The organism is Actinoallomurus spadix (assembly GCF_024055725.1).
GTDB classification, from domain to species: domain Bacteria; phylum Actinomycetota; class Actinomycetes; order Streptosporangiales; family Streptosporangiaceae; genus Actinoallomurus; species Actinoallomurus spadix.
On sequence record NZ_JAMXMX010000034.1, the window covers coordinates 22,566 to 47,574 of the forward strand.

Consider the following 25,009-nt stretch of genomic DNA (forward strand, 5'->3'; position numbering starts at 1 on the left):
ACCCCGTACCCGCGGGGGGAGACGGGTACGGGGTCGGATCGCCGGAGGCGGGCGTCAGGCGGGTTCCGGCGTCACGCGCTCGGCGGGCCGCTTCGCGACCGGGCCGAGGTTCACCGGCAGGGACATCGGCCCGTAGGTGATGTGGGACGGCGTGTAGGGGATGGCGCCGGGGTCCACCGCCAGGCTCAGCTCCGGGAACCGGCCGAACAGCGCCGCCAGGGCGATGCGGGCCTCCAGCCGGGCCAGTGGCGCGCCGATGCAGAAGTGGGGGCCGTGGCCGAAGGCCAGGTGCCCGGTCTGCTCGCGGGTGATGTCGAACCGGTCGGCGTCGTCGCCGTACCGCGCGGTGTCGGTGCCGATGTGCGCGTAGCTGAGCCAGAGCGCCTCACCGGCGGGGATGTCGACCCCCTCCACGGTCGCGTCCGTCACGGTGTACCGGAAGGGCGATCCGATCACGGAACTGCGGTACCGCAGGGTCTCCTCCACCACCTCCGGCCACAGGTTCCGCGCGATGGCCAGTGCCCGCTGCTCCGGGTGGGCGCACAGCGCCACGATCGCGTTGCCGAGCAGGTGCACGGTCGTCTCGTGGCCCGCGATGAGCATGACCCACAGGGCGCTGACCAGCTCGCCGTCGGACAGGCGGTCCTCTTCGTCATGGGCCCGTACGAGGCCGGTGGTCAGGTCGTCGCCCGGTTCCCGGCGCTTGAGCTCCACCAGCGAGGCGAGGTAGGCGAGCAGCTCCTGGTGGGCCGTGGCGGCCTCCTCGCCCGTGCTCGTGTGCGAGAGGAGCGTGACGGTCCAGCCGCGCAGCCGGGCACGGTCGGGAGCGGGCACCCCGTACAGGTCGCAGATGACCGACATCGGCAGCGGCTCGTTGAACGCCGTCACGAGGTCGACGCCGTCCCCCGCCTCCGCGATCCGCTCGATGAGCGCGGCCGTGGTCTCGGTGATCCGGGGGGCCAGCGCCTCGACCCGCGCGGCGGTGAAGGCCCGGGCGATCAGTCCCCGGAGCCGCCGGTGGTCGGCGCCGTCCTTCACTTGCAGGTGGTCCCCGGAGACCAGCGGCAGCAGCGGCCAGTCCGGGGGCACGGTGCCGTCGCGGAGGGCGTGCCAGTGGCGGGGATCCCGGGAGAACACCCCGTTGTCGCGCGCGAGGAGGTCCGCGACCCCGGCGTAACTGTTGATCGACCAGGCCCCGACGCCGCCGGGAAGCTCGATGGGCACGACCGGGCCGGTCTTCCGGAGCCGGTCGTAGGTGTCGAGGATCGGTTCTCCCGGCGTGGGGAAGAGAAAGCGGGAACCGCTCACGAAATGCCTCCAGACGCATACATATGACTCGCGTAGCGTAGATAGCCGCAGATCCGGAGGTAAGGCGCTTTCCGATCTTGGTCAGGGATCGCTGTCAAGGCGGCTGTATCGCGTCCCCGGGCCGGGTCCAGGAGACGGTTCGGGAGGTCACGGCTCCGGAACCGGGATGAGACGCCAGTCGGCCCGCCCCTGACGGTAGGGAGCGTCGAGGCGCTTGGCGACGACGCCCGGCAACCCCTGCGCGCGCGCCGCGGCCCGTACCGCCTCGCCGTTGTCGAAACAGGGCGCGGTCTGCCATCGCGGCCCGGCGAGCTCCAGCCCGTCGAGCAGTTCGCGCCGCCGCCGGTACGGTTCGTCGAGGAGCGGGCGGCCGTCCAGGTACAGCAGGTCGAAGACCATGTACGTCTCGCCGCCGTCGACGCCGGCCAGCTCGCCGTCGAGGACGACCCGGTGGGCGGAGAGCGCCTCCCCGAGACCGGAGGGGGCCTTGGTGGACCTCCCGTCGCCGTCCTGGGCGCGCGTCGTGCCGCGGTCGGAGTAGACGACCAGCCGGCGCCCGCCCCAGGCGAACTCGAAGCCGTACGCGCCCGCGCGGCGGGGAAGGCGCTCCCGCCGTTCCGGCCGTACCGGGTCCACGCGCTCGGGCATCGGCACCGCCTCCGGGTCGACCGGCGGATCCATCCGGTGGATCATCCAGTTCTTCCCGTGGGTCGGGAACAGGACGTACCGGCCGGAGACCCGGCTCCCGTGCAGGACCACCTTGACCTCGCGGTCGGTCCACTTCGCGGTCTCGTACGTCCCGCGGTCCCAGATGGTGACACGGCCGCCGCCGTACTCGCCCTTCGGGATCTCACCGGCGAACGACGCGTACTCCAGCGGATGGTCCTCGGTGTGCACCGCGAGGTGGTTGGTCCGCGGGTCGTCCGGCAGGCCCTTCGGCAACGCCCAGGAGACGAGCACCCCCTCGCGTTCGAGCCGGAAGTCCCAGTGCAGCCGCCGCGCGTGGTGCTCCTGGACGACGAACGTGTCGCCGTCGCCCCGTGGGAGCGGCCCCTCGCCCGGAACCGGCTCCGGCGTACGGCTCGCGTCGCGTTTCCGGCGGTACGTCCCGAGTCTGTCGGCCACGGCGCGGTACGTACCCGCGAAGAACGGGTCTATCTCACGGCAGGGTGAGGATCTCGGTGCCGCTGTCGGTGACGAGGATCGTGTGCTCGAACTGCGCGGTGCGCTTACGGTCCTTGGTGACGACCGTCCAGCGGTCCGGCCAGATCTCGTAGTCGATCGTGCCCAGCGTCAGCATCGGCTCGATCGTGAACGTCATGCCCGGCTCGATCACCGTCGTCGCGTGCGGGTCGTCGTAGTGCGGCACGATCAGCCCGGAGTGGAACGTCGTGCCGATGCCGTGCCCGGTGAAGTCGCGCACCACCCCGTAGCCGAACCGCTTGGCGTAGGACTCGATGACCCGGCCGATGACGTTCAGCTGCCGGCCCGGGCGCACCGCCTTGATCGCGCGCATCATCGCCTCGTGCGTGCGCTCCACGAGCAGGCGGGACTCCTCGTCCACCTCGCCGACCAGGAAGGTCGCGTCGGTGTCGCCGTGCACGCCGTCCTTGAACGCGGTGATGTCGATGTTGATGATGTCGCCCTCGCGGACGACCGTGTCATCGGGGATGCCGTGGCAGATCACCTCGTTCAGCGAGGTGCACAGCGACTTGGGGAACCCGCGGTACCCCAGCGTCGAGGGGTACGCGCCGTGGTCGAGCATGAACTCGTGCCCGATCCGGTCCAGCTCGTCGGTCGTGACGCCCGGCCGGATGTGCTTGCCGACCTCCTCGAGCGCCCGCGCGGCGATCCGCCCGGCCACCCGCATCCTCTCGATGATCTCGGGTGTCTTGACGTCCGGCTCCCCGGTCCGCGGCGTCTTCTTGCCGACGTACTCCGGCCGGGGGATCTCCGCCGGCACCTTGCGCATCGGGGAGACGTGGCCGGGTTGGAGTTGCGTCGTCATGCTGTTGGAGTGTAGTCAGCCAGCCGGGGCACAGATGCCACCATGATCGGAGGTCGCGATGAGTGACGAGGGAAAGTGGTTCTTCTGCCTCAAGCACCAGCGGGTCGAGCACGGACCCGGCTGCCCGGACCGGGACCGGATGGGGCCCTACGCCAGTGAGGACGAGGCGGCCCACGCCCTGCAGCGGGCCGCCGAGCGCAACGAGCAGTGGCGCCGCCAGGACGACGACTTCTGAGGGCCCTCAGACGTCGGGGCCGCTGATGGTCTCCAGGAGCCGCGCCAGGCGGACGCGCAGGCCCCGCCTGGGCTGCGGCTCCCCGGCGGCGGCGCTGACGAGGTGCTGGGCGGCGTCGAACGACACGAGCCGGTCGTCGGCCGGCACCGTCAGCGCCTCATGCGCGAGGCCCTCCAGCTCACGGTCGCCCGTGTCGAGCGCGAAGATCGTCGCGCCGACGCGCCGCGCGTCGTCCACCCGCTCCAGCAGCGGAGCGGCCGACTCCTCCTCGGACACGACGATGAGCGTCTCGCCGCGCCGGGCCGCCTCCAGGCGCTCCAGCCCCACCCGCAGGTGCGGCGGAGCGCCCGGCGGCGGCTCCCAGCGCACCAGCGTCGGCGCCAGCTCGGGCAGGCCGCCGAGCCGGCTCTCGTCGTCCAGGTGCGCGGCCAGGTGCCACGGCTCGTCGTCGGGCGGGCCGAAGACCAGCAGGCCGCCCGGCGTCCGGGCGGACGAACGCAGCGCCCGGGCGAACTCCCGTGTCCGCTCCGGCCATCCGGTCGTCGCGAGCAGCCCCCGCAGAGCCGCCACCTGACTCGCGTCCATGCCGTACATCGTGCCGTACGGACCGTGAGATCACGCGCACTTTGTTAGGTGTCGGCGTTCTCAGGTAGGTATTGCGCATGGAGATACTGGGGGTCGACATCGGCGGGTCCGGCATCAAGGGCGCGCCGGTCGACGTGGACAAGGGCGAGTTCACCCGGGACCGGCTGCGCCTTCCCACCCCGGACGGCGCGCCGCCGCAGGAGGTGGCGCGGACCGTCGCGGAGATCGTCGCGCACTTCGGCTGGACGGGGCCCGTGGGCGTGACCTTCCCGGGCGTGGTCACCGACGGCGTCGTCCGCACGGCGGCCAACCTCGGCGACGCGTGGATCGACCTGGCCGCGCGCGACCTGTTCGCGGAGGCGAGCGGGGCGCCCGTGACCCTGCTCAACGACGCCGACGCCGCCGGGGTCGCGGAGATGACCTTCGGCGTCGGGCGCGGCCGGCCGGGCACGGTCCTCATGCTCACGCTCGGCACCGGGGTCGGCAGCGCGCTGTTCCTCGACGGCAGGCTCGTGCCGAACACCGAGCTCGGGCACATCGAGATCCGCGGCAAGGACGCCGAGCGGCGCGCCTCCGCGCACGCCCGTGAGGTCCACGACTGGGGCTGGCACGACTGGGCGAAACGGCTGGGGGAGTATCTGCGGCGGGTCGAGGACCTGCTGTACCCGTCGCTGATCATCCTGGGCGGCGGCGTGAGCAGGAAGGCCGACCGTTTCGTGCCCCTCCTGGAGGGCGTGCGGACCCCGGTCATCCCCGCCGAGCTGCACAACGACGCGGGCATCATCGGCGCCGCCATGGCCGCGGTACCCGCTGCGGGAAGAACCTGAGGCGGCCTGGCAGGATCATCGTCCATGAGCACTCAGCACGCGGATCTGCCCGACGTCAGCGGCCTGTCCGTCGGGATCCTGGGCGGCACCGGCGACCAGGGGAAGGGACTGGCGCGCCGGTTCGCCCTCGCCGGCCACAACGTGATCATCGGATCGCGGAACGCCGAACGCGCCCAGCAGGCCGCCGAGAGCCTCGGCGAGGGCCTGACCGTCCGGGGCGCGGAGAACGCCGTCGTCGCCCGGGAGTCCGACCTCGTCATCGTGGCCGTGCCGTACGACGGCCATAAGGCGCTCCTGGAGTCCCTCCAGGACGAGCTGGCCGGCAAGATCGTGATCGACTGCGTCAATCCGCTCGGCTTCGACAAGCAGGGCGCCTACGCGCTGCCCGTCGAGGAGGGCAGCGCCGCCCAGCAGGCCGCCGCCGCCCTGCCCGGCAGCACCGTCGTCGCGGCCTTCCACCACGTCTCGGCCGTGACGCTCCTCGACCCGGCCGTCGACGAGGTCGACCTCGACGTCCTCGTCCTCGGCGACGACCGGGAGGCCACGAACACGGTGCAGGCCCTCGCCGGCCGGATCGGCGGCGTGCGCGGCGTCTACGGCGGGCGGCTCCGCAACGCCGGCCAGGTCGAGGCGTTCACCGCCAACCTGATCTCCATCAACCGGCGGTACAAGGCGCACGCGGGCCTGCGGGTGACCGACGTATGAGGTTCGTGGTCTACGGCGCGGGCGCGGTCGGCGGCGTCATCGGAGCACGGCTCTTCCAGCAGGGCCACGACGTCACCCTCATCGCCCGCGGCGCGCAGTACGAGGCCGTGCGCGACCGGGGACTGCGCCTCGACACCCCCGAGGAGAGCGTCACCCTGCCCGTCCCGGTCGTCGACCGGCCGTCGAAGGTGACCTTCCAGCCCGATGACGTCGTCCTGCTCGCGATGAAGACGCAGGACACCCTGCCGGCGCTGGCCGAGCTGGCGGCGGTCGCACCACCGTACATCGTCGTCGCCTGCGCCCAGAACGGCGTGGAGAACGAGCGCCTCGCCCTCCGGCGCTTCGCCCGCGTGTACGGGATCTGCGTCCTGCTGCCGTCGGCGTTCTCCGAACCCGGTGTCGTCGAGGCGTACCTCGCCCCGCAGACGGGCAGCCTGGACGTCGGCCGGTACCCCGCCGGGACGGACGGCCCGGCCGAGTCCCTCGCGGCGGCCTTCGCGGGCGCGACCTTCGCGTCGAAGGCACGGCCGGACATCATGCGCTACAAGTACGGCAAGCTCGTCTCGAATCTGAACAACGCCGTCGAGGTGGTCATCGGGCCCGGCGAACAGGGCGCGGACATCGAGCGGCTCGCCCGGGAAGAGGGCGAGGCCTGCCTGCGGGCGGCGGGCATCGACGCGGCCGCCGGCGTCGCCATCGTCTCCCGGATCCGCCCGATCCGCGGGCGCGAGCGCGGCGGCGGCTCGTCGTACCAGAGCCTGCGCCGGGGCACCGGCAGCATCGAGACCGACTACCTGAACGGCGAGATCGTCCTGCTGGGCCGGGAACACGGCGTGCCGACCCCGGTCAACGACCTGCTGCGGCGGCTGGCGAACCGGATGGCCCACGAGGGCCTGCAGCCGGGACTGATGACGCCGGAGGAGTTCCTGGCCGCGCTGGACGGGCCTGCGCCGGGATGACCGCACGGCCGTGCGGCGTTCCGGTCCGGGCCGCCGACCTCGGCGCCCCGCTCGATCGCGACCGGACGGTCCGCCGCGTGGTCTCCCTCGTGCCTGGTCGTCCTGCCCGACGAGCCGTACGCCTTCTCCGCGGCGCACGGGCCGGAGATGTCCCCCGGCCTCCCGGTGGCCCTCGTGAGCGGCCGGCACCTGGAGTGGTATGGGCCGTCGCTCACGGAGGCGCGGGGGGTCCTCAGCGCGACGCTGCCGCGTTCCGGCCCCGCCTCCAGTCCACGGCCATGATCGTACGAGCGGCGGCGAGCGGCATCAGCCCCGCGCACACCTTCCTCTTCAGCGCGTTCTCGACCTCGTCCTTGCCGGCGGCGGTGCCCCCGCCGGCGTCGTAGCGGGGCTCGGGCCACAGGTTGCGCGGATCGCGCGGTGCCCCGCCGAGCTCCAGCGGGATCAGGTGGTCCTCTTCGTAGTCCGCGGGGTTCGTGTCGGTGTAGCCGTACTCGGCGATCTGCCGGCGCTTGAGCGCGTTCGTGTAGGACACCGGCGGCCGTACGGTCCTGGTCCAGCCGGCCACGCAGATCGTCACGCCGATGGTCGCCTGTGTGACGTCCGGGTTGACCGCCCCGGGCTGACAGGCCGGATCGGGCAGCGGCAGGTAGGCCTGGGAACAGACCCCGTCCCGTCCCGGCGGACCGCCGGCGGCCGGGGTGGCGACGGCATGAGCGGCGGGCCGGCGCGGAGCGGCCGGGGCGGCGGCGTGGGCGGCGGAGCGGCCCGGAGCGGCCGGGGTCGCGGTGGCATGGGCGGCCGGAGCGACCGGGTGCGCGGCCCTGGCAGGGGCGCTCGCGGTGGTGACCAGGGCGGCGGTCGTGGACAGGACGATGACGAAGACACGTGGCATGGGAGTGCCCTTCGGACGGCGGGGGGTCGCCCCGCCGTCCGGGCACTCGTCCCTGACGGCTCGGACCGGTCGTCGGCTGTGGCGTTACACGGGAGTGGAGATCATCTACCCCAGCCGGTCGATCTTCAAAACGCTGCCGCGGCCGATGAGGGGACCGGCGGCACGGCTGCGTCCGCCTCGAGCGCGGCGAAGGCGTCCAGCACGGCGGCGCGGTCGTGGCCGGAGCCCAGCAGGAGATGCATGAGGACGCGGGCCTTGAGCGGGTCCAGGCGGGTGACCGCCAGGCCCGCGGGCGGTGTGGTGGGGGAGTGCAGGACGACCGGGATCCGCGCGGCGGTCTCGGCGAGGACCGGGACCAGCGCGTCGAGCGCGGCCTGTCCCGCGCGGGCGGCCACGACCAGCCCGGCACAGTCCCCGGCGAGCGTCCGCAGCAACCCGCCGTCGTCGCCGAGCGCCACGACGTGGAGCCCGACGCGCGGCGGCCGCCCGGCGAAGGGACCGCGGACCGTGAACCTCCCGGGCGGGCGCCGCAGCAGACGCGGCGTCCCACCGGTCACCTGGCCCAGCGGCCCCGCCTCCGGCGAGGCGAACGCCGGAGCCGCGACGCCGGTCGCGGTGACGTGGCGGGCCGCGTGGATCTCCCCGTTCGCCACGACCACGCACCCGGGCCACTCCGGCCCGGCGGCCGCGACGGTGATGGCGTCGGTCAGGTCGGCCGGACCGCCCGAGGCGGCGACGAGGACGATGCGCGCGGCCGCCTCGTGCAGGAGTTCCAGCGCCCAGGCGGTCTCCGCGAGCGTCTCCGCCGGATGCACGATGACGGCGCCGGCCGCCCCGTCAGCGGTCGCCTCGCCGACCGCACGGGCCAGGTCGCCGACCCCGGCGAACGTGGAGACGGGACCTGGGGCCGGGCGGCGCTCCACCCTGACCCCGTGCGGCGGGGACGGCGCGACGCCGGCGACCGGCGCGGACCCCTCGGGGTCGAACACGACGACGAGGCGGGGCATGACCTCCGGCTCGATCCCGTCACCGGCCCACTCGCCGACCGGGCCGATGCCGGTCACCGGAGACATGGTGGCCGGCAATGCGGCGTGACCGGGTGGCGCCGGCGGTGACGGGGCCTCGGCATCTGGTTCGCCTGCCGGGAGCGTGACCTGCCGCGACGGCGGGATCGGCCATGGCGGCGGGTTCAGGGGGGTGGCCATCTTCGGCATCCTCCGGCGTCACGCGGCGCCGGCGGCGTCCGCCTCATGATCAGACGACGGACGAAACCTAGTGCATGGCGAAGACGCTCGGGGGGAGTTGGCGCGAATAACCCCGTCAGGTGGGGAGGTGGTGGGCCTCGCCGGGCCAGGAGCCGTCGGCGTCGTCCTCCTGACCGGGCAGCTCGAACTCGCACCAGACGACCTTGCCGTCGCGGACGGGGCGGGCGCCCCAGCGCTTGGCGAGCCGGCGCACGACCTGCAGGCCGCGCCCGCCCTCGTCGTCGTCGGCGGCCTGGCGTGCCCGGGGGAGCGCGTCGGCGTCGTCGCGCACCTCGCAGACCAGCGTGCGGTCGCGCAGCAGCCGCAGCTCGATGTCGCCCGCGGCGTAGCGCAGGGCGTTGGTCACCAGCTCCGACACCGCGAGCTCGGTGCTGAAGGACAGCTCCTCATGGCCCCAGCGTTCAAGCGTCTCACGGACCCGGACCCGGGCGTCCCGTACCGCGGACGGCAGGGCGGGCAGCCGCCAGGAGACGACATGACCGGCGGGCAGGCGGCGCAGGCGGGCGATGAGCACGGCGATGTCATCGCGGTCATGGTCGGCGTAGGCGCTATCGAGGGTGGCCTTGGCCAGCTCCTCCAAGGGCCGGAACAGCGCGTCCGCGCCGAACAGCCCCCGCAGCCGGGAGAGGCCGTCGTCGATGTCCTGGCCGCGGTTCTCCACGAGCCCGTCGGTGTAGAGGACGAGGACGCTGCCGTCCCCGACGGTGAACTTACGGGTCTCGATGACACCTTCGCCGACTCCGAGCGGCGGGGCGGGCGGGACGTCGAGGAACTCGCTGGTGCCGTTGGGGCGCAGCAGCAGCGGCGGCAGGTGCCCCGCGGAGGCGATCTCACAGGTGCCGGCGGTCGCGTCGTACACGGCGTACACGCAGGTGGCGAAGGCGGGTTCGCGCTCGCCGATCTCCCGCATCAGCGCGTCGAGTTGCTGCAGGCCGTCCGCGGGGGAGAGCTCGAGGTTGACGATGGTCCGCAGGGCGGTGCGCAGGCGGCCCATCGTGACGGCGGCGCGGACGCCGTGACCGGCGACGTCGCCGACGATGAGGGCGACGCGCCCGCCGGGCAGCGCGATCGACTCGTACCAGTCGCCGCCGACCTCGATGAGCTGGTTGCCCGGCAGGTAACGGTGCCGGACGGCGACGCTGGACGGGGCGGTGAGGCCGGTGGGCAGCATGCTCCGCTGGAGGGTGAGGGCGGTCGCGCGTTCGCGGCTGTAGTGGCGGGCGTTGTCGATGTAGAGCGCGGCGCGGGCGGCGAACTCCATCCCGAGTTCGACGTCGTAGGCGTCGAAGGGGCGGTGGGCCGGGCTCCGGGTGCAGACGAGGAATCCCAGTGTCGTGCCCCGGGCGATCAGCGGCAGCACGACCATGGAGGTGTCGGCGAGGAGCTTGGCGACGGGTTTGCGCCGCCACAGCCGGGCGGTCCGCCTGGCGACCTTCCCGTCGAGGTGGGAGACCAGCACGGGCTCGCCGGTGGCCATGCAGCGGGTGTACGGGGTGTCGGGCGGATAGGTGAGGACCTCCCCGGTCGGGAAGGCGGAGTTCCAGCGGGGGTCGGGCTCGTCGGAGGCGATGGCGAGCCGGCGCAGCACCGTGGTGCCGTCCGCAGCGATCGAGGGCTGCTCGTCGGCGGCGACGATGGCCTCCTGGATGAGGACGCCGGCGGAGTTGCAAAAGTGGGGGACGACGACGTCGGCGAGCTCGCGGGCCATCTGGTCGAGGTCGAGGGTGGCGCCGATCCGCACGAGCGCGTCATCCAGCATCGCCCGGCGCATCAGGGCCGGGTCGGTGAAGCGTTCGAGGTCCGTCACGGCGACCCGGACCGTCATCAGGTCGACCGGGTCGGCGGCGGTGGCGTGCATCGGCTGGACGGTGACGACGGCGTTGCGCGGGTCGCCGTCCGCGGCGCGCAGACCGAGGACGGCGGTGCGTTCGTGGCGGTCGGCGAGGGCGTCGAGGAGCCCGGTCAGGGCCTCCTTGCTCTCGTCGGTGAACAGGCCGCTCACGTCGGCGCCGACGAGCTCCTCGGGGGTACGGCCGAGCACGCCGGAGGAGTTCTGCCCGCACTGGAGGACCCGGCCGGCCCGGCCGATGCCGAGCACCAGGGTCCTCGCCGAAGAGTCGGCCATCCGCCGGAGTCCTTCCTGTGGACCGTCATCCCCCGAGTAAAAGTATGGCCAAAGCCGCTCGGCGGAGGAAGATCATTGCCGCTCCGGTTCAGTGTGCCGCGAACCCCGCCAGGACGGCGTCGACGATCCGCTCGGCGAAGTCCACCGGGACCGGACCGGCGCCGGCGGCCCGGGCCCGGTGGGTGATCGTACCGGTGATGATCCACTGAGCCAGCTCGACGTCCAGGTCGGGGCGGAGCTCCCCGGAGGCGATGCCCCGCCGCAGCGCCGCCCGCATGACCTCGCGCCGGGGCTCGATGACCTCGCGGGTGACCCGTTCCACCAGCTCCGGATAGCGCTCGGCGCTGCCGAGGACGCTCCAGTAGCAGTCGACCCGCTTCTTGTCGCTCTTGTCGGCGACGAAGGCGCGGGCGATGGCGATGAGGTCCTCGCGGACCGACACGCCCCGTGGTTCGGGCAGCGGCTCCTTCAACGCGGCGAGCGCGTCGATGATGAGCGCCTCCTTGTTGGGCCACCGGCGGTAGATCGTCGTCTTGCCGACGCCCGCACGCGCGGCGACCGCCTCGATGGAGACGCCCGCCACCCCGCCCTCCTCGGCGAGGAGGTCCAGGGTGGCGTCGACGATCGCCTTCGCTGCGCGCTCGCTGCGCGGCCGGCCCGGCGGCCGCGCGGAGCACTGGTCAGTGGTGTGCGTCATGACGCTTCACCGTCTCACACCTCGACGGCTTCGCGCTGTTCGACCTGGGGGATGTCGGGTTCGGCCGCCGGCCGGCCCGGCATCCACTTCAGGACGACGAGGGCTCCGAGGAAGGCCACCGCGGCGGAGATCGCCGAGGTGATGTGCATGGCGTGGACGAACGCGTCGTGCGCCGGGGGGAGGAGCGCCCGGCCCGCCGGCCCGAGCTTCTCGGCCACGCCGGTGGTGGCGCCGATGTCCGACCCGGCCACGGCGCGCAGTCCCTCGGGCAGCGTGGTCAGGTGCGGCTTCATGCCGTCGCGGTAGATGGAGGCGACCAGGGAGCCCAGGAGGGCGGTGCCGAGCGCGACCGCGACCTGACGGGCGATGTTGTTGATCGCCGAGCCGGATCCGGCCTGTTCACGCGGCAGCACCGACATGACGGCGGTGGTGGCCGGGGTCATCACCAGGGCCATGCCCGCGCCCTGCACGAAGAACGTGATCTCCAGGATCCAGATCGGGTTGTGGACCGCGGCGAAGTGGTAGCTGAGCAGTGCCAGCGCGACCATCGTCAGCCCGGTTGCGGCGACCGGCCTGGCGCCGTACCGGGCGACCAGCCCGGCGCTGCGCGGCGAGAAGATCATCTGGCCGGCGGCCAGCGGTAGCGTGAGCAGGCCCGCCTGCAGCGGGGAGTAGCCGCGGACGTCCTGCAGGTAGAGCGAGATGAACAGGAAGACGCCGCCCAGCGCGAAGAACACCAGCGCGATGGCGCCGACGGACGCCGACAGCCGACCGTCGCGGAACAGCCGCACGTTGAGGGACGGGTGCTCGATTCGGGACTCGTACCAGATGAACACCGCGAGGAGCGCGACACCGGCGAGCACGGAGCCGTAGACGGACGGCGCGGTCACGGTCGCCTTGTCGCCGCCCTCGATGATCCCGTAGGTGAGGAGGATCAGGCCGGCGATCGACAGGAGCACACCACCGAAGTCGATCCTCGCGCGGATCGGGCTCCGGGACTCGGGAACGAGGAACGCGATGCCGATCACGCCGGCGATGACGAACGGGACGTTGATGAGGAAGACCGAACCCCACCAGAAGTGGTCGAGGAGCAGGCCGCCGGTGATGGGCCCGATGGCGACGCCGATACCGACGGCGCCGGCCCACAGGCCGATGGCGCGGGCGCGCTCCTGCGGCTCGAAGACGTTCGTGATGATCGACAGGGTCTGCGGCATGACCGCCGCGCCGCCGAAGCCCATCGCCGCGCGGGCGAGGATCAGCTGGTCGGGGGTCTGCGCCAGCGAGGACAGCAGTGAGGCCAGGCCGAACAGTGACATGCCGATCATCAGCATGCGCTTGCGGCCGATCCGGTCGCCGAGCACGCCGAACGTGAACAGCAGGCCGGCGAACACGAGCGTGTAGGAGTTGATGGCCCATTCGAGCTGGCCCTGGGTGGCGCCGAGGCCGTCGCGGGGGTCCGCGATCGTCTTCAGGGCGACGTTGAGGATCGTGTTGTCGAGCACGATGACGAGCAGGCTGACGATGAGGACGCCGAGGATGCTCCAGCGTCTCCGGTGAATGGTCTGGGGATCCATGAGGCCCTTCGAAGGAGGAATAGATACGAGTCCGTGTCGTTTCTTAACGATGCACAGCCTAGGGCGGATCGATCCGATACGCAACTGTACCGTTTCGAAAGTCGGAGAGGGTTCGGGGAAGGACCGGGCTGTACGACTCGTTGACCTCATGGGATCATCGATCTCGTCCGGGGACGCCACCGTGGCGCCTCGAGGCAGGAGGTTTCCGATGTCTGTTTCGACCAGTCGGCCGACCACGCTGTACGGCGGCCAGACCGGACGCCGCGTGACCGTACGCGACATCGCGGCGGCCAAGGAGCGCGGCGAGAAGTGGCCCATGCTCACCGCGTACGACGCGCTCACCGCGCGGGTCTTCGACGACGCGGGCATCCCGGTGCTGCTCGTCGGCGACTCCGCCGGAATGGTGGTGTTCGGCCACGAGTCCACGATCCCCGTCACCGTCGACGACCTCATCCCGCTCACCGCGGCCGTCGTGCGCGGCACCACCCGCGCCATGGTCGTCGCCGACCTGCCGTTCGGCGCGTACCAGGCCGGGGTCGCCGAGGCCCTGCACACCGGGGCGCGGTTCCTCAAGGAGGCCGGCGCGCACGCGGTCAAGCTCGAAGGCGGCCGCCGGGTGCTCCCGCAGGTGGAGGCGCTGGTCGCGGCGGGCATTCCCGTCATGGCGCACCTGGGCCTCACGCCGCAGTCGGTGAACGCCTTCGGCGGCTACCGCGTCCAGGGACGCGGTGAGGACGGCGAGCGCCTCATGGCCGACGCCAAGGACCTCGAGGCGGCCGGTGCGTTCTCCGTGGTGCTCGAGTGCGTGCCCGCGGAACTCGCCGAGCGCGTCACCGCCGCGCTGTCCATCCCGACGATCGGGATCGGCGCGGGCGCCGGCACCGACGCGCAGGTGCTGGTGTGGCAGGACATGGCCGGCCTCACCCCGCACACCGCGAAGTTCGTCAAGAAGTACGCCGACGTGGCGGGCGTGCTGAGCGGCGCCGTCCAGGAGTTCGCCGCGGACGTCGTCTCGGGCGCCTTCCCCGGCCCCGAACACGGCTACCGCTGACCCGCGTGACCGCCGCCCGGTCCGCCGGGCGGCTGCCGGCGCCGGGGATTTTGGTCGGTAAGGTGACGAACATCCTCGGCGCTCCGGGAACCCCTCAGGCGTTCTCGGCGGTCTGCTCCTTGGCGACGCGCGCCGGGTCGGCGGTGCCGGGGGCGACGATCTCGCGCCACTTGTTCGTGATCGGAAGCCTGCGGTCGCGGCCGAAGTTCTTCGGAGTGATCTTCGGGCCCGGCGGGTACTGGCGGCGCTTGTACTCGGCCGCGTCGACCAGCCGGATCACCCGCTCGACCAGGTCCGGGTCGTGCCCCGCGGCGATGAGGGAGTCCCGGCCCATGTCCTTCTCGACGTAGTCGTCCAGGAGTGCGTCGAGGATGTCGTACGGCGGGAGCGAGTCGGTGTCGAGCTGGCCGGGACGCAGCTCCGCGGACGGCGGCTTGTCGATGATGTTCTGCGGAATCGGCGGGGTCTCGGACGGGCGGGTGAACGGGTGCGCCCCGTCGATCCGCTCGTTGCGCCACCGGCACAGCGCGAACACCGTGATCTTCGGGACGTCCTTGATCGGCCCGTAACCGCCGGCGGAGTCGCCGTACAGCGTGGAGTAGCCGGTGGCCAGCTCGCTCTTGTTCCCGGTGGTCAGGACCAGGTGGCCGTGCTCGTTGGACAGGCCCATGAGGATGGTGCCGCGGACCCGCGCCTGGAGGTTCTCGGCGGCCAGGCCGTGCAGCTCCAGCTCCGCCTCGAAGGCGTCGACGATGCCGCGGATCGGCACCGTGCGGGAGTGGATGCCCTGCCGCTTGACCAGGTCCTCCGCGTCGGTGATCGAGTGATCGCTGGAGTAGCGGCTGGGCATGAGCACGGTGTGCACGTTGTCCGGGCCGATGGCGTCCGCGGCGATCGTGGCGACGAGCGCTGAGTCGATGCCGCCGGACAGGCCGAGGATGACCGAGCGGAAGCCGTTCTTGCGGACGTAGTCGCGCACGCCGAGCACGAGCGCGCCGTACACCTCGCCGAGGTCGCCCAGCGGCTCGGCGCAGGGCGGCTCCTCCGGGGGGTACGCCGGCACCGGGTCAGGCGACAGCAGCACACGCTCGATGGTGATGGTGGTGCCGTCGCGCCCGTCGGCGGGCGTCTCTCCCGGCGTGAACTCCGCCGGGGCGGCGGGCAGGTCGAGGTCGGCGACGAGCAGGTCCTCGGTGAACTGCGGCCCGCGGGCGATCAGCTCGCCCGCGCCGTTGACGATGACGGAGTCGCCGTCGAAGATCAGCTCGTCCTGGCCGCCGACGAGATTGACGTACGCGAGCGCGCACCCGGCCTCGCGGGCCCGCCGCGCGCACAGGTCCAGGCGCACGTCGTCCTTGTTGCGCTCGTACGGCGATGCGTTCGGGGTGACGAGCAGCCGGGCGCCGGCGTCACGGGCCACCGTGACCGGCCCGCCCTCCTGCCACAGGTCCTCACAGATCGCCACGGCGACGTCGACGCCGTGGAGCCGGAAGACGGGCAGCCGGTCGCCGCGGACGAAGTAGCGGTACTCGTCGAAGACGCCGTAGTTCGGCAGGTGGTGCTTCGCGGTGCGGACGACGACCCGGCCCTGGTACAGGACGGCGGCCGCGTCGAGCGGCGCGCCGGCGGGCTGGCCGACGCGGTCGACGACGTCGGAGCGCCGGTCGAGGTAGCCGAGCACGACGGCGAGCTCGCCGAGGCCCTCGTCGGCGAGCCGCCGGGCCGTCGCCTCCAGCGTGGCGATCGACGCGTCCACGAACGACTTGCGCAGCGCGAGGTCCTCCACCGGGTAGCCGGTGAGGAACATCTCCGGGAAGACGACGAGGTGCGCGCCGCGGTCGGCGGCGCGCCGGGTCCATTCGACGGTGAGGTCGGCGTTGCCGGTCAGGTCGCCGACGGTCCCGTCCACCTGAGCGAGTGCGATACGAAGCTGTGCCACGCTCCTGAGACTAGACGGGACCTTCAGGACGGTGCCGCGAGGGACCGGACGATCGTGTTCACCCCCGGGTGTCGCGCGGCGGCGACGGCAGCATCCGTACCTCGGAGAACAGTAGCGGGATCAGGACGACGAGGATCTGCAGGGTCCCCGCGGTCCAGAGCGTCGTCCGCAGGCCGAAGCAGGCGGCGACGGGCGCCACCAGCGCCAGGCCGAGCGGCTGGCAGGCGAGCGCCCCCGCCCACTCGTAGGCGCAGACGCGCGACAGGGCCGTCGCCGGGATGTGGTGCTGGAGGGCCGTCTCCCACAGTGTGTTGAAGACCATGAGGACGAGGCCGCCGCAGAACGCCGCGATCGCGATGCCGGCCACCGTGAGCCCGGAGGCCAGGGCGAGGGTCGGGCACGCGAACATCACCATCATCGCGACTCCCCAGCGCAGCGGGTACCGCGGCCGTACGCACAGCGCGATCGCCCCGCCGCCGAGGCAGCCGCCGCCGAACGTCGCGGAGATCAGCGCCCACGCCCCCGCGCCCCCGAACGACCGGGCGCTCACCGTGGGACCGAGCACCGAGAACGCCCCGTACAGGAGGTTGACCAGGGAGGACGCCACGATGACGCTCCACACCCACCGCCGGGACCGGAACTCTCGCCAGCCGTCGGCGAGTTCGCGGGCGAACCTCTGCGGGCGTTCCCGGCAGGCCCGCCCGAGCCGCAGCCGGGACAGGCACGCCGCGCTGCCCGCGAACGTCGCGGAGTCCGCGGCGAGCGCCCAGCCCGGACCGACGCCGACGACCAGGGCGCCGGCCAGCGCGGGCCCGGTGAGGAGCGACGCGGACAGGGCCAGGACCCGCAGCGCGTTGGCGGGCTGCCGCTGCTCGGGCCGTGTCGTCGCCTGGACGACCCCGGCGACGGCGGGCCCGGAGAGCGCGGCGGCGATCCCGTGGACCGCCTGCAGGACCACGAGGTGCCACACCCGGGCGGCGCCGCAGATCAGGAGGGCCGCCGCGAGGCCCTGGCTGACGGCCCGTACGAGGTCGGAGCCGAGCATCAGCGAGTGGCGGGGAAGGCGGTCGGCGATGACGCCGCCGATCAGCGTGAACATGACCTGCGCCGCCGACCCGGTGGCGAGGACGACGCCGAGGTCGGCGGCGCGCCCGGTCAGGCCGAGGACGGCGAAGGCGAGGGCGGGCGCGACCATGCCGTCACCGAGCAGGGAGGTGCACTGGCCGAGGAAGAACCAGCGGAAATCGCGCTCCCGGAGAACGGAGAGCCCGTGCGCCAGGCCACAGGACCTCGGAGCCTCCACCATTCAGCTCGTACGCCGTCTCGGAGGGAATTAACCACCTGAAGTTAGACATTCCACACGAATCGGTCAACCCCCGCGAGAGAGAAGAGGGTGGTACACGTCCGTTCATGAGTTGAACAGGTAGCCGACTGCAGACCGTTCGTGTGTTCATGCCTTGACCAGAAGGTATTTCGGGGGGACAGTGAGGCGGCAGCCTCCCGACTGCGCGCTCATGGCTCCGCCCCCGCTCTCGGAAGAGAGGTACCTATGAGTGCGACCCCCGCCAGGCGGGGCAGGCTCCGCCTGCGAGCGACCCTCGCCCTGCTGTCCTCACTCATCGTCGCGGGCGCCGCGGCGACCGTCACCACCGGCGCGGCCCACGCCTCCGCGCCCGGCGCCCCGCCCGGCTGGACGACCGTGTTCACCGACGACTTCAACGGTCCCGCGGGCTCCGGCGTCGACACCGCGAACTGGCAGTACACGACGGGGACGAGCTACCCCGGCGGCCCCGCGAACTTCGGCACCGGGGAGGTCGAGACGATGACCTCCTCGACCTCCAACGTCTCCCTCGACGGCGCGGGGAACCTGCGCGTCACCCCGCAGCGCGACGGCGCCGGGAACTGGACCTCCGGCCGGATCGAGACCCGGCGCTCGGACTTCCAGCCGCCCGCCGGCGGCAGACTCCGGGTCGAGGCGCGGATCCAGATGCCGGACGTCACCGGCGCGGCGGCGCGCGGCTACTGGCCGGCGTTCTGGATGCTCGGTGCCCCCTATCGCGGGAACTGGTGGAACTGGCCGGGCATCGGCGAGCTCGACATCATGGAGAACGTTCAAGGCATCAACAACGAGTGGGCCACGATGCACTGCGGCACCAGCCCCGACGGCCCGTGTCACGAGACGAACGGGATCAGCGGCCAGCGCGCCTGCTCTCCGACGACCTGCCAGGCCGCATTCCACACTTACGCCCTCGAATGGGATCGGAGTACGAGCCCGGAACAGATGCGGTTCTACCTCGACGGCGTCAACTTCCACACCGTGCGCGCCGACCAGATGGACGCCACCACGTGGGCGAACGCGACGAACCACGGCTACTTCGTCATCCTGAACGTCGCGATGGGCGGCGGGTTCCCGGCGGCGTACGGCGGCGGCCCGGACTCCGGCACCGTCCCCGGCCACCCCATGCTCGTCGACTACGTCGCGGTGTGGCAGACCGGCGGAGGGAGCACGCCCGCGCCGGGCGGCCGCGACGCCTACGCGCAGATCCAGGCCGAGTCCTACGACCAGCAGTCCGGCCTGGCCACGGAGACGACGACCGACGGCGGCGGCGGCCAGGACGTCGGGTGGGCCGCGAACGGCGACTGGGCCCTGTACAAGGGCGTCGACTTCGGATCCACGCCCGCGAAACAGTTCTACGCGCGGGTCGCGAGCGGCGCCGCCGACGGCGTGAGCGGGCTGGTCGAGGTGCGTCTCGACAGCCGTTCCAACGCCCCGATCGGGAGCTTCGCCGTCGGGAACACCGGCGGCTGGCAGAGCTGGCGCACGGTCCCGGCCAACATCACCGGGGTCACCGGCACGCACGATGTGTACCTGACCTTCAGCAGCGGGCAGCCCGCCGACTTCGTCAACGTCAACTGGTTCGACTTCGGTCACTGAGACGTGCGGGCGCGGGGTGCCGACCGGTTTCCCGCCCCGCCCGCCTCGCGCCCGCACCCTTCCGGCCTTGGCGCCCTCACGGCGCCAGGGCCCGCCGCCGTCTCCGGACCGCGGGGCCGAGCGCGAGCGCACCGGCGGCGGCGGACCCGCACAGGGCGGCGCAGACGAGCCACGGCGACCAGGGGGCCAGGCCGAGCAGCCAGCCGCCGACCGGCGGGCCGAGCAGCGACGCCGCCGCGAACGCCGTTCCGTACAACCCGTTGTAGCGCCCCCGCAGGTGCGCCGGCGCGAGGTCCGCGATGATCGCGGTGGACACCGCCGCGAAGAGGACCTCGCCCAGCGTCCACACCAGGACCGTCGCCGCGAACGCCCAGGCCGACGACGCGAGCGCGGTCAGCCCGAACCCGGCCCCGACCACGGCGACGCCCACCGCAAGGACCCGGCTGTGGTCGCGGCGGCCGAGCCAGGCGCCGATCAGCGGCTGCACGACGACGATCCCGACGCCGTTGACGGCCATCGCGAAGCCGTACACCGACGGCGCGAGTCCCGCGTGCCGCATCGCCAGCGGGAGGGTCGAGTAACACTGCATGTAGACGAACCCGTAGCAGAGGACCACCAGGACCGAGCCGACGGCGACGCGGTCCCGCAGGACGTCCGCGAGCCCGCCGGGTTCGCGCTCCGCGCGCCGGGCGCGGGTCTCCGGCACCGCCCGCCAGACCAGGAGGCCGCAGATCACGCAGGTGGCCGCGTCGATCCAGAACAGCCAGGAGAAGCCGGCCCGCGCCAGCGTTCCGCCGAGCACCATCGCGACCGCGAAGCCCAGGTTGATCGCCCAGAACAGCAGCCCGAACGCCCGGGTCCGCTCGGCGGGCCCGACCAGGTCGGCCAGCAGCGCCTGCGAGGCCGGGCGGAACGCGTCGATGGTCAGGCCGAGCACGAACACCAGCACGATCAGAGCCGGGGTCGCGGTCGTGTACCCGAGCGCGAGCATCGCGGCGGCGGTGGCCAGCATCCCGCCGGTCAGCGTGGCCCGCCGCCCGACCCGGTCGGCCAGCACTCCGCCGACGATCTGGGAGATGATCGAGCCGAGACCGAACAGCGCCAGCACGAGCCCGGTCGCGCCGGCCGACAGACCGCGCACTCCTGTCAGATAGAAGGCGAGGAACGGCTCGACCATCGTGCCGAGCCGGTTGACGAAGCTGCCGGTCCACAGCGCCCAGAAGCCTCGTGGCAGGCCGCCGATCCGCGTGTGGAGGAACGCGGGGAGCCGGGTGGGCGGGGGAGCGGGCAGCTCGTCGACGGAGGTCATGCGGGAATGGTCGACAAGACGCGCGCCCGGCTGGAACTCTTTTAGCGGTGCCTAAATGATCGAGTTCCTCTTCGCCCCCGACGACGTCGCGCGCGTCCGGTTCGCGTTCTCGCCCCTCTGGGAGCTGATGCACGGCCTGCGGGTGCTCGCCGACCCGTCCCGGCGCGCGCTGCATCTTCCGTGGGTCCGTGACGTACGGCCCCGGCTGCGCGGGCTCGACCTGACGCCGTTGCACGCCCTCGTCCCGGCGGACGGGTACATGCCCGACTTCCTGACGCCGCCGCCGGACTCCCCGCTGCCGGACTTCGCCGCCGAACTGGCGCGGGTGCGGGCCACACCCGCCCGCCGCGTCGCCGCGGAGATCCTGAAGGTCGGGGAGGGAACCGTGGAGCCGGCGTCGCCGCGCGCGCGGCGACGGGCGATGGCCGAGGCTCCCGAGCGCGCCCTCGCCCAGGTGGCGGACCTGATCGAGGCGTACTGGGAGGCGGCCCTCGAAGGGGCCTGGCCGAGGATGCGGGCGCTGCTGGAGGCCGACGTGCTCCGGCGGTCCCGTGCCCTGACCGAGCGCGGGGCCGAGGGACTCTTCGCCGGCCTCCACGAGGAGGTCCGCTGGCACGGCGACCGGCTCGCCGTCCGGCGCAGGTGGCACCATCGCGGTCCGCTCGCCGGGCGCGGGCTGGTGCTGGTGCCGAGCGCGTTCGTCTGGCCGGCCGTCTCGGTGATGGTCCCGCCGTACCAGCCGATGCTGAGCTACCCGGCGTACGGTGTCGCGACGCTGTGGGAGACCGTCCCGGCGGCGCCCCCGGACGCCCTCGCGGCCCTGATCGGACGGCGCCGCGCGTCGCTGCTGCTCGCACTGACGGTCCCGGCCTCGACGACGGAGCTCGCCCGGCGCCTGGCGGTGACCCCCGGCGCGATCAGTCAGCACCTGGGTGTCCTGCGCGCGTGCGGGCTGGTGAGCGGGCACCGGGTCGGCAGGCGCGTCCTGTACGCGCGCACGGCGGCCGGCGACGCGCTCGCGGCGGCGGGCGACACGGGCCCGCGGTGACGCGTTCGCGGCGGCGGGCGACACGGACCGGCGGTGACGTGCGGACGGGCGGTGGCGGCCCGCCCCGGGTAACGCGCGGCGGGAACGGACGGTGCGATCGACATGGACGTGACGGTGCGCAACTGATTGACTCTTCCGCGTGAGTGGGACGGATGGAGCGTCGTATCCCCCTCGGAGGCACCGTGCACCTGTTCACTCTCTTCCGGGCGTGCGCCATGCCCGCGACGGCGGTGACCGCCTGCCTGCTGGCCGGCTGCGCCCCGCCCGGCCAGACCGTGCGGGGCGTCCACCTGGTCGCGCGCGGCACGCTCACCACCTGCACGCATCTGCCGTACGCCCCGTTCCAGTTCCAGCGCGGCAAGGCGATCGTCGGCTTCGACGTGGACCTGATCGACCTGGTCGCCCGGCGGCTCGGCGTGCGGCAGAAGATCGTCGACACCCGGTTCACCGCCATCACCTCGGGCGAGGTGTTCGCGGTCGCGGCCTGCGACGTGGCGGCCGCCGGCATGACCATCAGCCCGCAGCGGGCCACCGCGATCGACTTCTCCCGGCCGTACTTCGACTCCGGGCAGGTGCTGATGGCCCGCCGGGACGCGCGGATCGCGCCGGACTCCCTCGGCCCGGGCGGGGTGCGCGTCGGCGTGGTCGTCGGCACGACGGGACAGGCGTACGCGCGCCGCCGGGGATGGCAGACGAAGGGGTATGAGAACGCCACCACCGAACTGGACGCGCTGCGCACCGGGCAGGTCGACGCGCTCGTGCAGGACGATCCGGTGGTCCGCTATTGGCTCACCGACGAGGCCAACGCGGGATTCACCCTCGTCCCGGGGCTGCTCACCCACGAGCAGTACGGCTTTGCCGTGCGCAAGGGCCACAACCCGGCGCTGCTGCGGCTGATCGACGACGTCATCGCGCGGATCCGCCGGGACGGCACCTACCGGCGGACGTACGAGAGGTGGATGGGCCCGATGCCGCCCGAGTCCACCGGCTGACCTCCTGGCGCCGGACGGCGCGGAGGCCGGTCCCGGACCGGACCGGCCGGAACCGGTCAGCCCGTCGCCGCCGTGTCGGAGACCATGATCCACTTAGGGGTCGCCGATGGGGGAGCGTGATGCGCGGAGTCACCGTCGCCGCGGCCGGCCTGATCATCCTGGTAGCGGGGGCCGCCTTCTCGTGTGCCGGTCTCCGGGGACCGCGCGGCCCGGCGACGCCGGAGGAGGCCTCGCGCGCGTACTTCCGCGCCTGGAGCGACGGGGATCTGCCGGCGATGCGGCGGCTGGCCGACGACCCGCCCGGCGACTTCGCCGACCGGCACCTGGCCCTGTCCCGGGCGCTGCGCGTCGACTCGGTGGACCTCACCCCCGGCGCGCCGGTCCGGCACGGTGACGAGGCGTCCGTCGACTACGCCGTCACCCGGCATCTGGCGGGCGTGGGCAAGTGGAGCTTCCGTGCGACCCTGCGGCTCGCCCGCCGCGACGGCGCCTGGCGGGTCGTGTGGTCGCCGGCCACGCTGCACCCGGCTCTGGCCGACGGCGGCCGGTTCCTGCTGACGCGGACCGAGGGCGCGTCGGGCGCGCCGGTCGCCGCGGACGGCCGGCCCCTGCCCGACGACAGCGGCGCCCAGCCGTACCTCACCGACGTCGGCGGCCGGTACGGCGAGGACGACGGGCCCCCCGGGTGGACGGTGCAGGTGCGGAACCCGGGACGCCCGGCGGTGCCGCTGAAGGTCTTCCCCGGCCGGGGCGCGGAGCCCGTCCGCACGACCATCGACCGGCGTGCGCAGGCGGCCGCCGACGCGGCCGTGGGGTCGACACCGGCGGCCCTGGTCGCGATCCGGCCCTCGACGGGCGAGATCGTGGCGGTCGCCGACCGGCTGCCGGGCCACGAGGAGGCGTTCCAGGGCCTGTACCCGCCGGGGTCGACGTTCAAGGTGGTCGTCGCGGCGGCGCTGCTGGAGGGCGGGATGACCCCGGCGAGCGCGGTCGACTGCCCGGCCGTGACGGTCGCCGGGCAGCGCACGATCCACAACCACGGCGGGCTGGCGCTGGGCCGGGTGCCGCTCGCCGACGCGTTCGCGGAGTCCTGCAACACGACGTTCGCGAAGCTGGGGGTGGCGGCGGGAACCGATCGGCTCCGGCGGAGCGCCACCGCGTTCGGCTTCGGCGCGCACTTCGACGCGGGAACCGGCACGGCGTACTCCGGCGACCTCCTGGACCCGGGCGGCGGCAACGGGCTGGCCGAGGCGTCGATCGGCCAGGGGAAGGTTCAGGCGACGCCGCTCGCCATGGCGGTCGTCGCCGCGGCGGTGGCCGACGGCTCGTACCGCTCGCCGAGGCTGGTCCCCGCCCGCCTCGTGCACGGGGGGACGGTCCGGCCGCTGCCGTCCCCGGCCGTCGCCGGGCTGCGGTCGATGATGCGCGCGGTCGCCACGCGGGGCACCGCGGCCCACGCCGGACTTCCGGCGGGCACGGCGGGTAAGACGGGGACGGCCGAATATGATGCCCAGGGCCATACGCACGCGTGGTTCATCGGCTACCGGGGCGATCTGGCCTTCGCCGTCCTCGTCCTCCATGGCGGGGACGGCGGACAGGTGGCCGGGCCGGTGGCGGCTCGCTTCCTTGCCGTGACCAAGTCGTGACCCGCTGACGTTTTCGCAGGTGGCGTGCGGTATGACATAGTCGGACATTAATTTGTCTGCTTTGGAGGAATTGTGGCTATAAGTCGTCGGCTCGCCGCCGCCACCGCCGGGCTCTGCGCGGCCGCTCTCGCCCTCACCGCCTGCGGCGGAGGAGGAGGCGGGGCGACGGTCCAGGGCGCCAAGCTGGTGAAGAAGGGCAAGCTGACCACCTGCACCCACCTGCCGTACCCGCCGTTCCAGTCGGCCCAGGGCGGCAAGGTCGTCGGCTTCGACGTCGACATCATCGACCTGGTCGCCAAGAAGCTCGGTGTGACCCAGCAGGTCGTCGACACGCCCTTTGAGACGATCAAGTCGGGCACCGCGCTGAACGCCGGCAAGTGCGACGTGGCCGCCGCCGGCATGACAATCAAGCCGGAGCGGGCGAAGTACATCGACTTCACCAAGCCGTACTTCAACGCGACCCAGGCGATCATGGCGAAGAAGGGCGCGACCTACGCGTCGCTGGACGACGTCAAGGCCAAGAAGCTCAAGGTGGGCTCCCAGGCCAGCACCACCGGTGAGGACTTCGTCCACGCCAAGGGCATCGACTCGAAGTCCTTCAAGGACTCCGCCAGCCTCCTCAACGGACTGCGCAGCGGCCAGGTGGACGTCATCGTCGAGGACTACCCGGTCGTGCAGGGCTGGCTGAAGGACCCGGCGAACGCCGCGTACGGCATCGCGGCCAGCCTCAACACCGGTGAGCAGTACGGCTTCGCCGTTCGCAAGGGCAAGAACCCCAAGCTGCTCGCGCTGATCAACCAGACGATCGACGAGGCGCGGCAGAACGGGGAGTACAAGAAGATCTACGAAAAGTGGATCGGCCCGATGCCGGCGAACGCCTGAGCCCGGCCCTGACCGATCCGAGAG

At 72.8% G+C, this 25,009-nt stretch carries 23 protein-coding genes; 11 read left to right on the forward strand and 12 right to left on the reverse strand.

All coding sequences use genetic code 11. From position 1 onward, the window contains the following. Nucleotides 1-54: 54 nt before the first annotated feature. From NE235_RS38470 to map, 3 genes are all read right to left on the reverse strand, one after another. Nucleotides 55-1,308 carry a cytochrome P450 family protein gene (locus NE235_RS38470; protein ID WP_252810165.1) on the reverse strand — a complete coding sequence of 418 codons (1,254 nt, stop codon included), beginning with the start codon at nucleotides 1,306-1,308 and terminating at the stop codon, nucleotides 55-57. Nucleotides 1,309-1,455: 147 nt separating this feature from the next. Beyond that, nucleotides 1,456-2,433 carry a DNA polymerase ligase N-terminal domain-containing protein gene (locus NE235_RS38475; protein WP_252810166.1) on the reverse strand — a complete coding sequence of 326 codons (978 nt, stop codon included), beginning with the start codon at nucleotides 2,431-2,433 and terminating at the stop codon, nucleotides 1,456-1,458. Between the two features lie 34 nt (nucleotides 2,434-2,467). Then, nucleotides 2,468-3,316, reverse strand: coding sequence for a type I methionyl aminopeptidase (gene map, locus NE235_RS33345; RefSeq protein WP_252810167.1), 849 nt, complete (start codon nucleotides 3,314-3,316; stop codon nucleotides 2,468-2,470). Nucleotides 3,317-3,374: 58 nt separating this feature from the next. Between map and NE235_RS33350 the strand changes: the two genes are divergently transcribed. Next, complete coding sequence (locus NE235_RS33350) at nucleotides 3,375-3,551, forward strand: hypothetical protein (RefSeq protein ID WP_252782743.1); 177 nt, start codon at nucleotides 3,375-3,377, stop codon at nucleotides 3,549-3,551. 6 nt (nucleotides 3,552-3,557) lie between these two features. On the opposite strand, the gene NE235_RS33355 is transcribed toward NE235_RS33350, so the two are convergent. Beyond that, complete coding sequence (locus NE235_RS33355; RefSeq protein ID WP_252810169.1) at nucleotides 3,558-4,136, reverse strand: hypothetical protein; 579 nt, start codon at nucleotides 4,134-4,136, stop codon at nucleotides 3,558-3,560. 77 nt (nucleotides 4,137-4,213) lie between these two features. Here NE235_RS33355 and ppgK point away from each other — a divergent pair, with 77 nt between their 5' ends. The 4 genes from ppgK (at nucleotide 4,214) to NE235_RS33375 (ending at nucleotide 6,909) form a co-directional block, all read left to right on the forward strand. Further along, nucleotides 4,214-4,963, forward strand: coding sequence for a polyphosphate--glucose phosphotransferase (gene ppgK / locus NE235_RS33360; protein ID WP_252810171.1), 750 nt, complete (start codon nucleotides 4,214-4,216; stop codon nucleotides 4,961-4,963). Between the two features lie 24 nt (nucleotides 4,964-4,987). Further along, a complete protein-coding gene (gene npdG / locus NE235_RS33365; RefSeq protein WP_252810173.1) occupies nucleotides 4,988-5,668 on the forward strand; it encodes an NADPH-dependent F420 reductase in 681 nt (226 codons plus the stop codon). Beyond that, nucleotides 5,665-6,627: a ketopantoate reductase family protein gene (locus NE235_RS33370; RefSeq protein WP_252810185.1), complete on the forward strand. Its 963-nt coding sequence runs from the start codon at nucleotides 5,665-5,667 to the stop codon at nucleotides 6,625-6,627. The genes npdG and NE235_RS33370 overlap by 4 nt, the downstream gene beginning before the upstream one ends. A gap of 102 nt (nucleotides 6,628-6,729) precedes the next feature. Then, entirely contained in the window at nucleotides 6,730-6,909 is a 180-nt protein-coding gene (locus NE235_RS33375; RefSeq protein WP_406567659.1) for a helical backbone metal receptor, read from the forward strand. On the opposite strand, the gene NE235_RS33380 is transcribed toward NE235_RS33375, so the two are convergent. The 5 genes from NE235_RS33380 to NE235_RS33400 all read right to left on the reverse strand — a co-directional run bounded on the left by NE235_RS33380 (nucleotide 6,860) and on the right by NE235_RS33400 (nucleotide 13,183). Beyond that, nucleotides 6,860-7,522, reverse strand: coding sequence for a hypothetical protein (locus NE235_RS33380; protein WP_252810187.1), 663 nt, complete (start codon nucleotides 7,520-7,522; stop codon nucleotides 6,860-6,862). The two genes, NE235_RS33375 and NE235_RS33380, sit on opposite strands and share 50 nt — an antisense overlap. Nucleotides 7,523-7,647: 125 nt before the next feature. Continuing rightward, nucleotides 7,648-8,586, reverse strand: a complete 939-nt coding sequence (locus NE235_RS33385) for an asparaginase domain-containing protein (RefSeq protein WP_252810189.1) — start codon at nucleotides 8,584-8,586, stop codon at nucleotides 7,648-7,650. 256 nt (nucleotides 8,587-8,842) lie between these two features. Further along, nucleotides 8,843-10,912 (reverse strand): SpoIIE family protein phosphatase, encoded by a 2,070-nt coding sequence (locus tag NE235_RS33390; protein WP_252810190.1) that lies wholly within the window; start codon nucleotides 10,910-10,912, stop codon nucleotides 8,843-8,845. 88 nt (nucleotides 10,913-11,000) lie between these two features. Next, nucleotides 11,001-11,609: a TetR/AcrR family transcriptional regulator gene (locus NE235_RS33395; RefSeq protein WP_252810192.1), complete on the reverse strand. Its 609-nt coding sequence runs from the start codon at nucleotides 11,607-11,609 to the stop codon at nucleotides 11,001-11,003. 14 nt (nucleotides 11,610-11,623) lie between these two features. After that, a complete protein-coding gene (locus tag NE235_RS33400) occupies nucleotides 11,624-13,183 on the reverse strand; it encodes an MFS transporter (RefSeq protein WP_252810194.1) in 1,560 nt (519 codons plus the stop codon). A gap of 208 nt (nucleotides 13,184-13,391) precedes the next feature. Between NE235_RS33400 and panB the strand changes: the two genes are divergently transcribed. Further along, nucleotides 13,392-14,234 (forward strand): 3-methyl-2-oxobutanoate hydroxymethyltransferase, encoded by an 843-nt coding sequence (panB, locus tag NE235_RS33405; RefSeq protein WP_252810196.1) that lies wholly within the window; start codon nucleotides 13,392-13,394, stop codon nucleotides 14,232-14,234. A 94-nt stretch (nucleotides 14,235-14,328) separates the two neighbouring features. Here the strand turns inward: panB and NE235_RS33410 are convergent, their stop codons facing one another. Further along, nucleotides 14,329-16,173 (reverse strand): NAD+ synthase, encoded by a 1,845-nt coding sequence (locus tag NE235_RS33410; protein ID WP_252810197.1) that lies wholly within the window; start codon nucleotides 16,171-16,173, stop codon nucleotides 14,329-14,331. A 58-nt stretch (nucleotides 16,174-16,231) separates the two neighbouring features. After that, entirely contained in the window at nucleotides 16,232-17,479 is a 1,248-nt protein-coding gene (locus tag NE235_RS33415) for an MFS transporter (RefSeq protein WP_252810198.1), read from the reverse strand. A 243-nt stretch (nucleotides 17,480-17,722) separates the two neighbouring features. Here NE235_RS33415 and NE235_RS33420 point away from each other — a divergent pair, with 243 nt between their 5' ends. Continuing rightward, nucleotides 17,723-19,108, forward strand: coding sequence for a glycoside hydrolase family 16 protein (locus NE235_RS33420; RefSeq protein ID WP_252810199.1), 1,386 nt, complete (start codon nucleotides 17,723-17,725; stop codon nucleotides 19,106-19,108). A 76-nt stretch (nucleotides 19,109-19,184) separates the two neighbouring features. Here NE235_RS33420 and NE235_RS33425 read toward each other — a convergent pair whose 3' ends face one another. Next, nucleotides 19,185-20,417 carry an MDR family MFS transporter gene (locus NE235_RS33425; RefSeq protein WP_252810201.1) on the reverse strand — a complete coding sequence of 411 codons (1,233 nt, stop codon included), beginning with the start codon at nucleotides 20,415-20,417 and terminating at the stop codon, nucleotides 19,185-19,187. 55 nt (nucleotides 20,418-20,472) lie between these two features. Here NE235_RS33425 and NE235_RS33430 point away from each other — a divergent pair, with 55 nt between their 5' ends. From NE235_RS33430 to NE235_RS33445, 4 genes are all read left to right on the forward strand, one after another. Then, nucleotides 20,473-21,465, forward strand: coding sequence for an ArsR/SmtB family transcription factor (locus NE235_RS33430; protein WP_252810203.1), 993 nt, complete (start codon nucleotides 20,473-20,475; stop codon nucleotides 21,463-21,465). 182 nt (nucleotides 21,466-21,647) lie between these two features. After that, nucleotides 21,648-22,457 (forward strand): ABC transporter substrate-binding protein, encoded by an 810-nt coding sequence (locus tag NE235_RS33435; protein WP_252810205.1) that lies wholly within the window; start codon nucleotides 21,648-21,650, stop codon nucleotides 22,455-22,457. Between the two features lie 119 nt (nucleotides 22,458-22,576). Then, nucleotides 22,577-24,103: a penicillin-binding transpeptidase domain-containing protein gene (locus tag NE235_RS33440; protein WP_252810207.1), complete on the forward strand. Its 1,527-nt coding sequence runs from the start codon at nucleotides 22,577-22,579 to the stop codon at nucleotides 24,101-24,103. Between the two features lie 72 nt (nucleotides 24,104-24,175). After that, nucleotides 24,176-24,985, forward strand: a complete 810-nt coding sequence (locus tag NE235_RS33445) for an ABC transporter substrate-binding protein (protein WP_252810209.1) — start codon at nucleotides 24,176-24,178, stop codon at nucleotides 24,983-24,985. The last annotated feature ends 24 nt before the right edge of the window (nucleotides 24,986-25,009 follow it).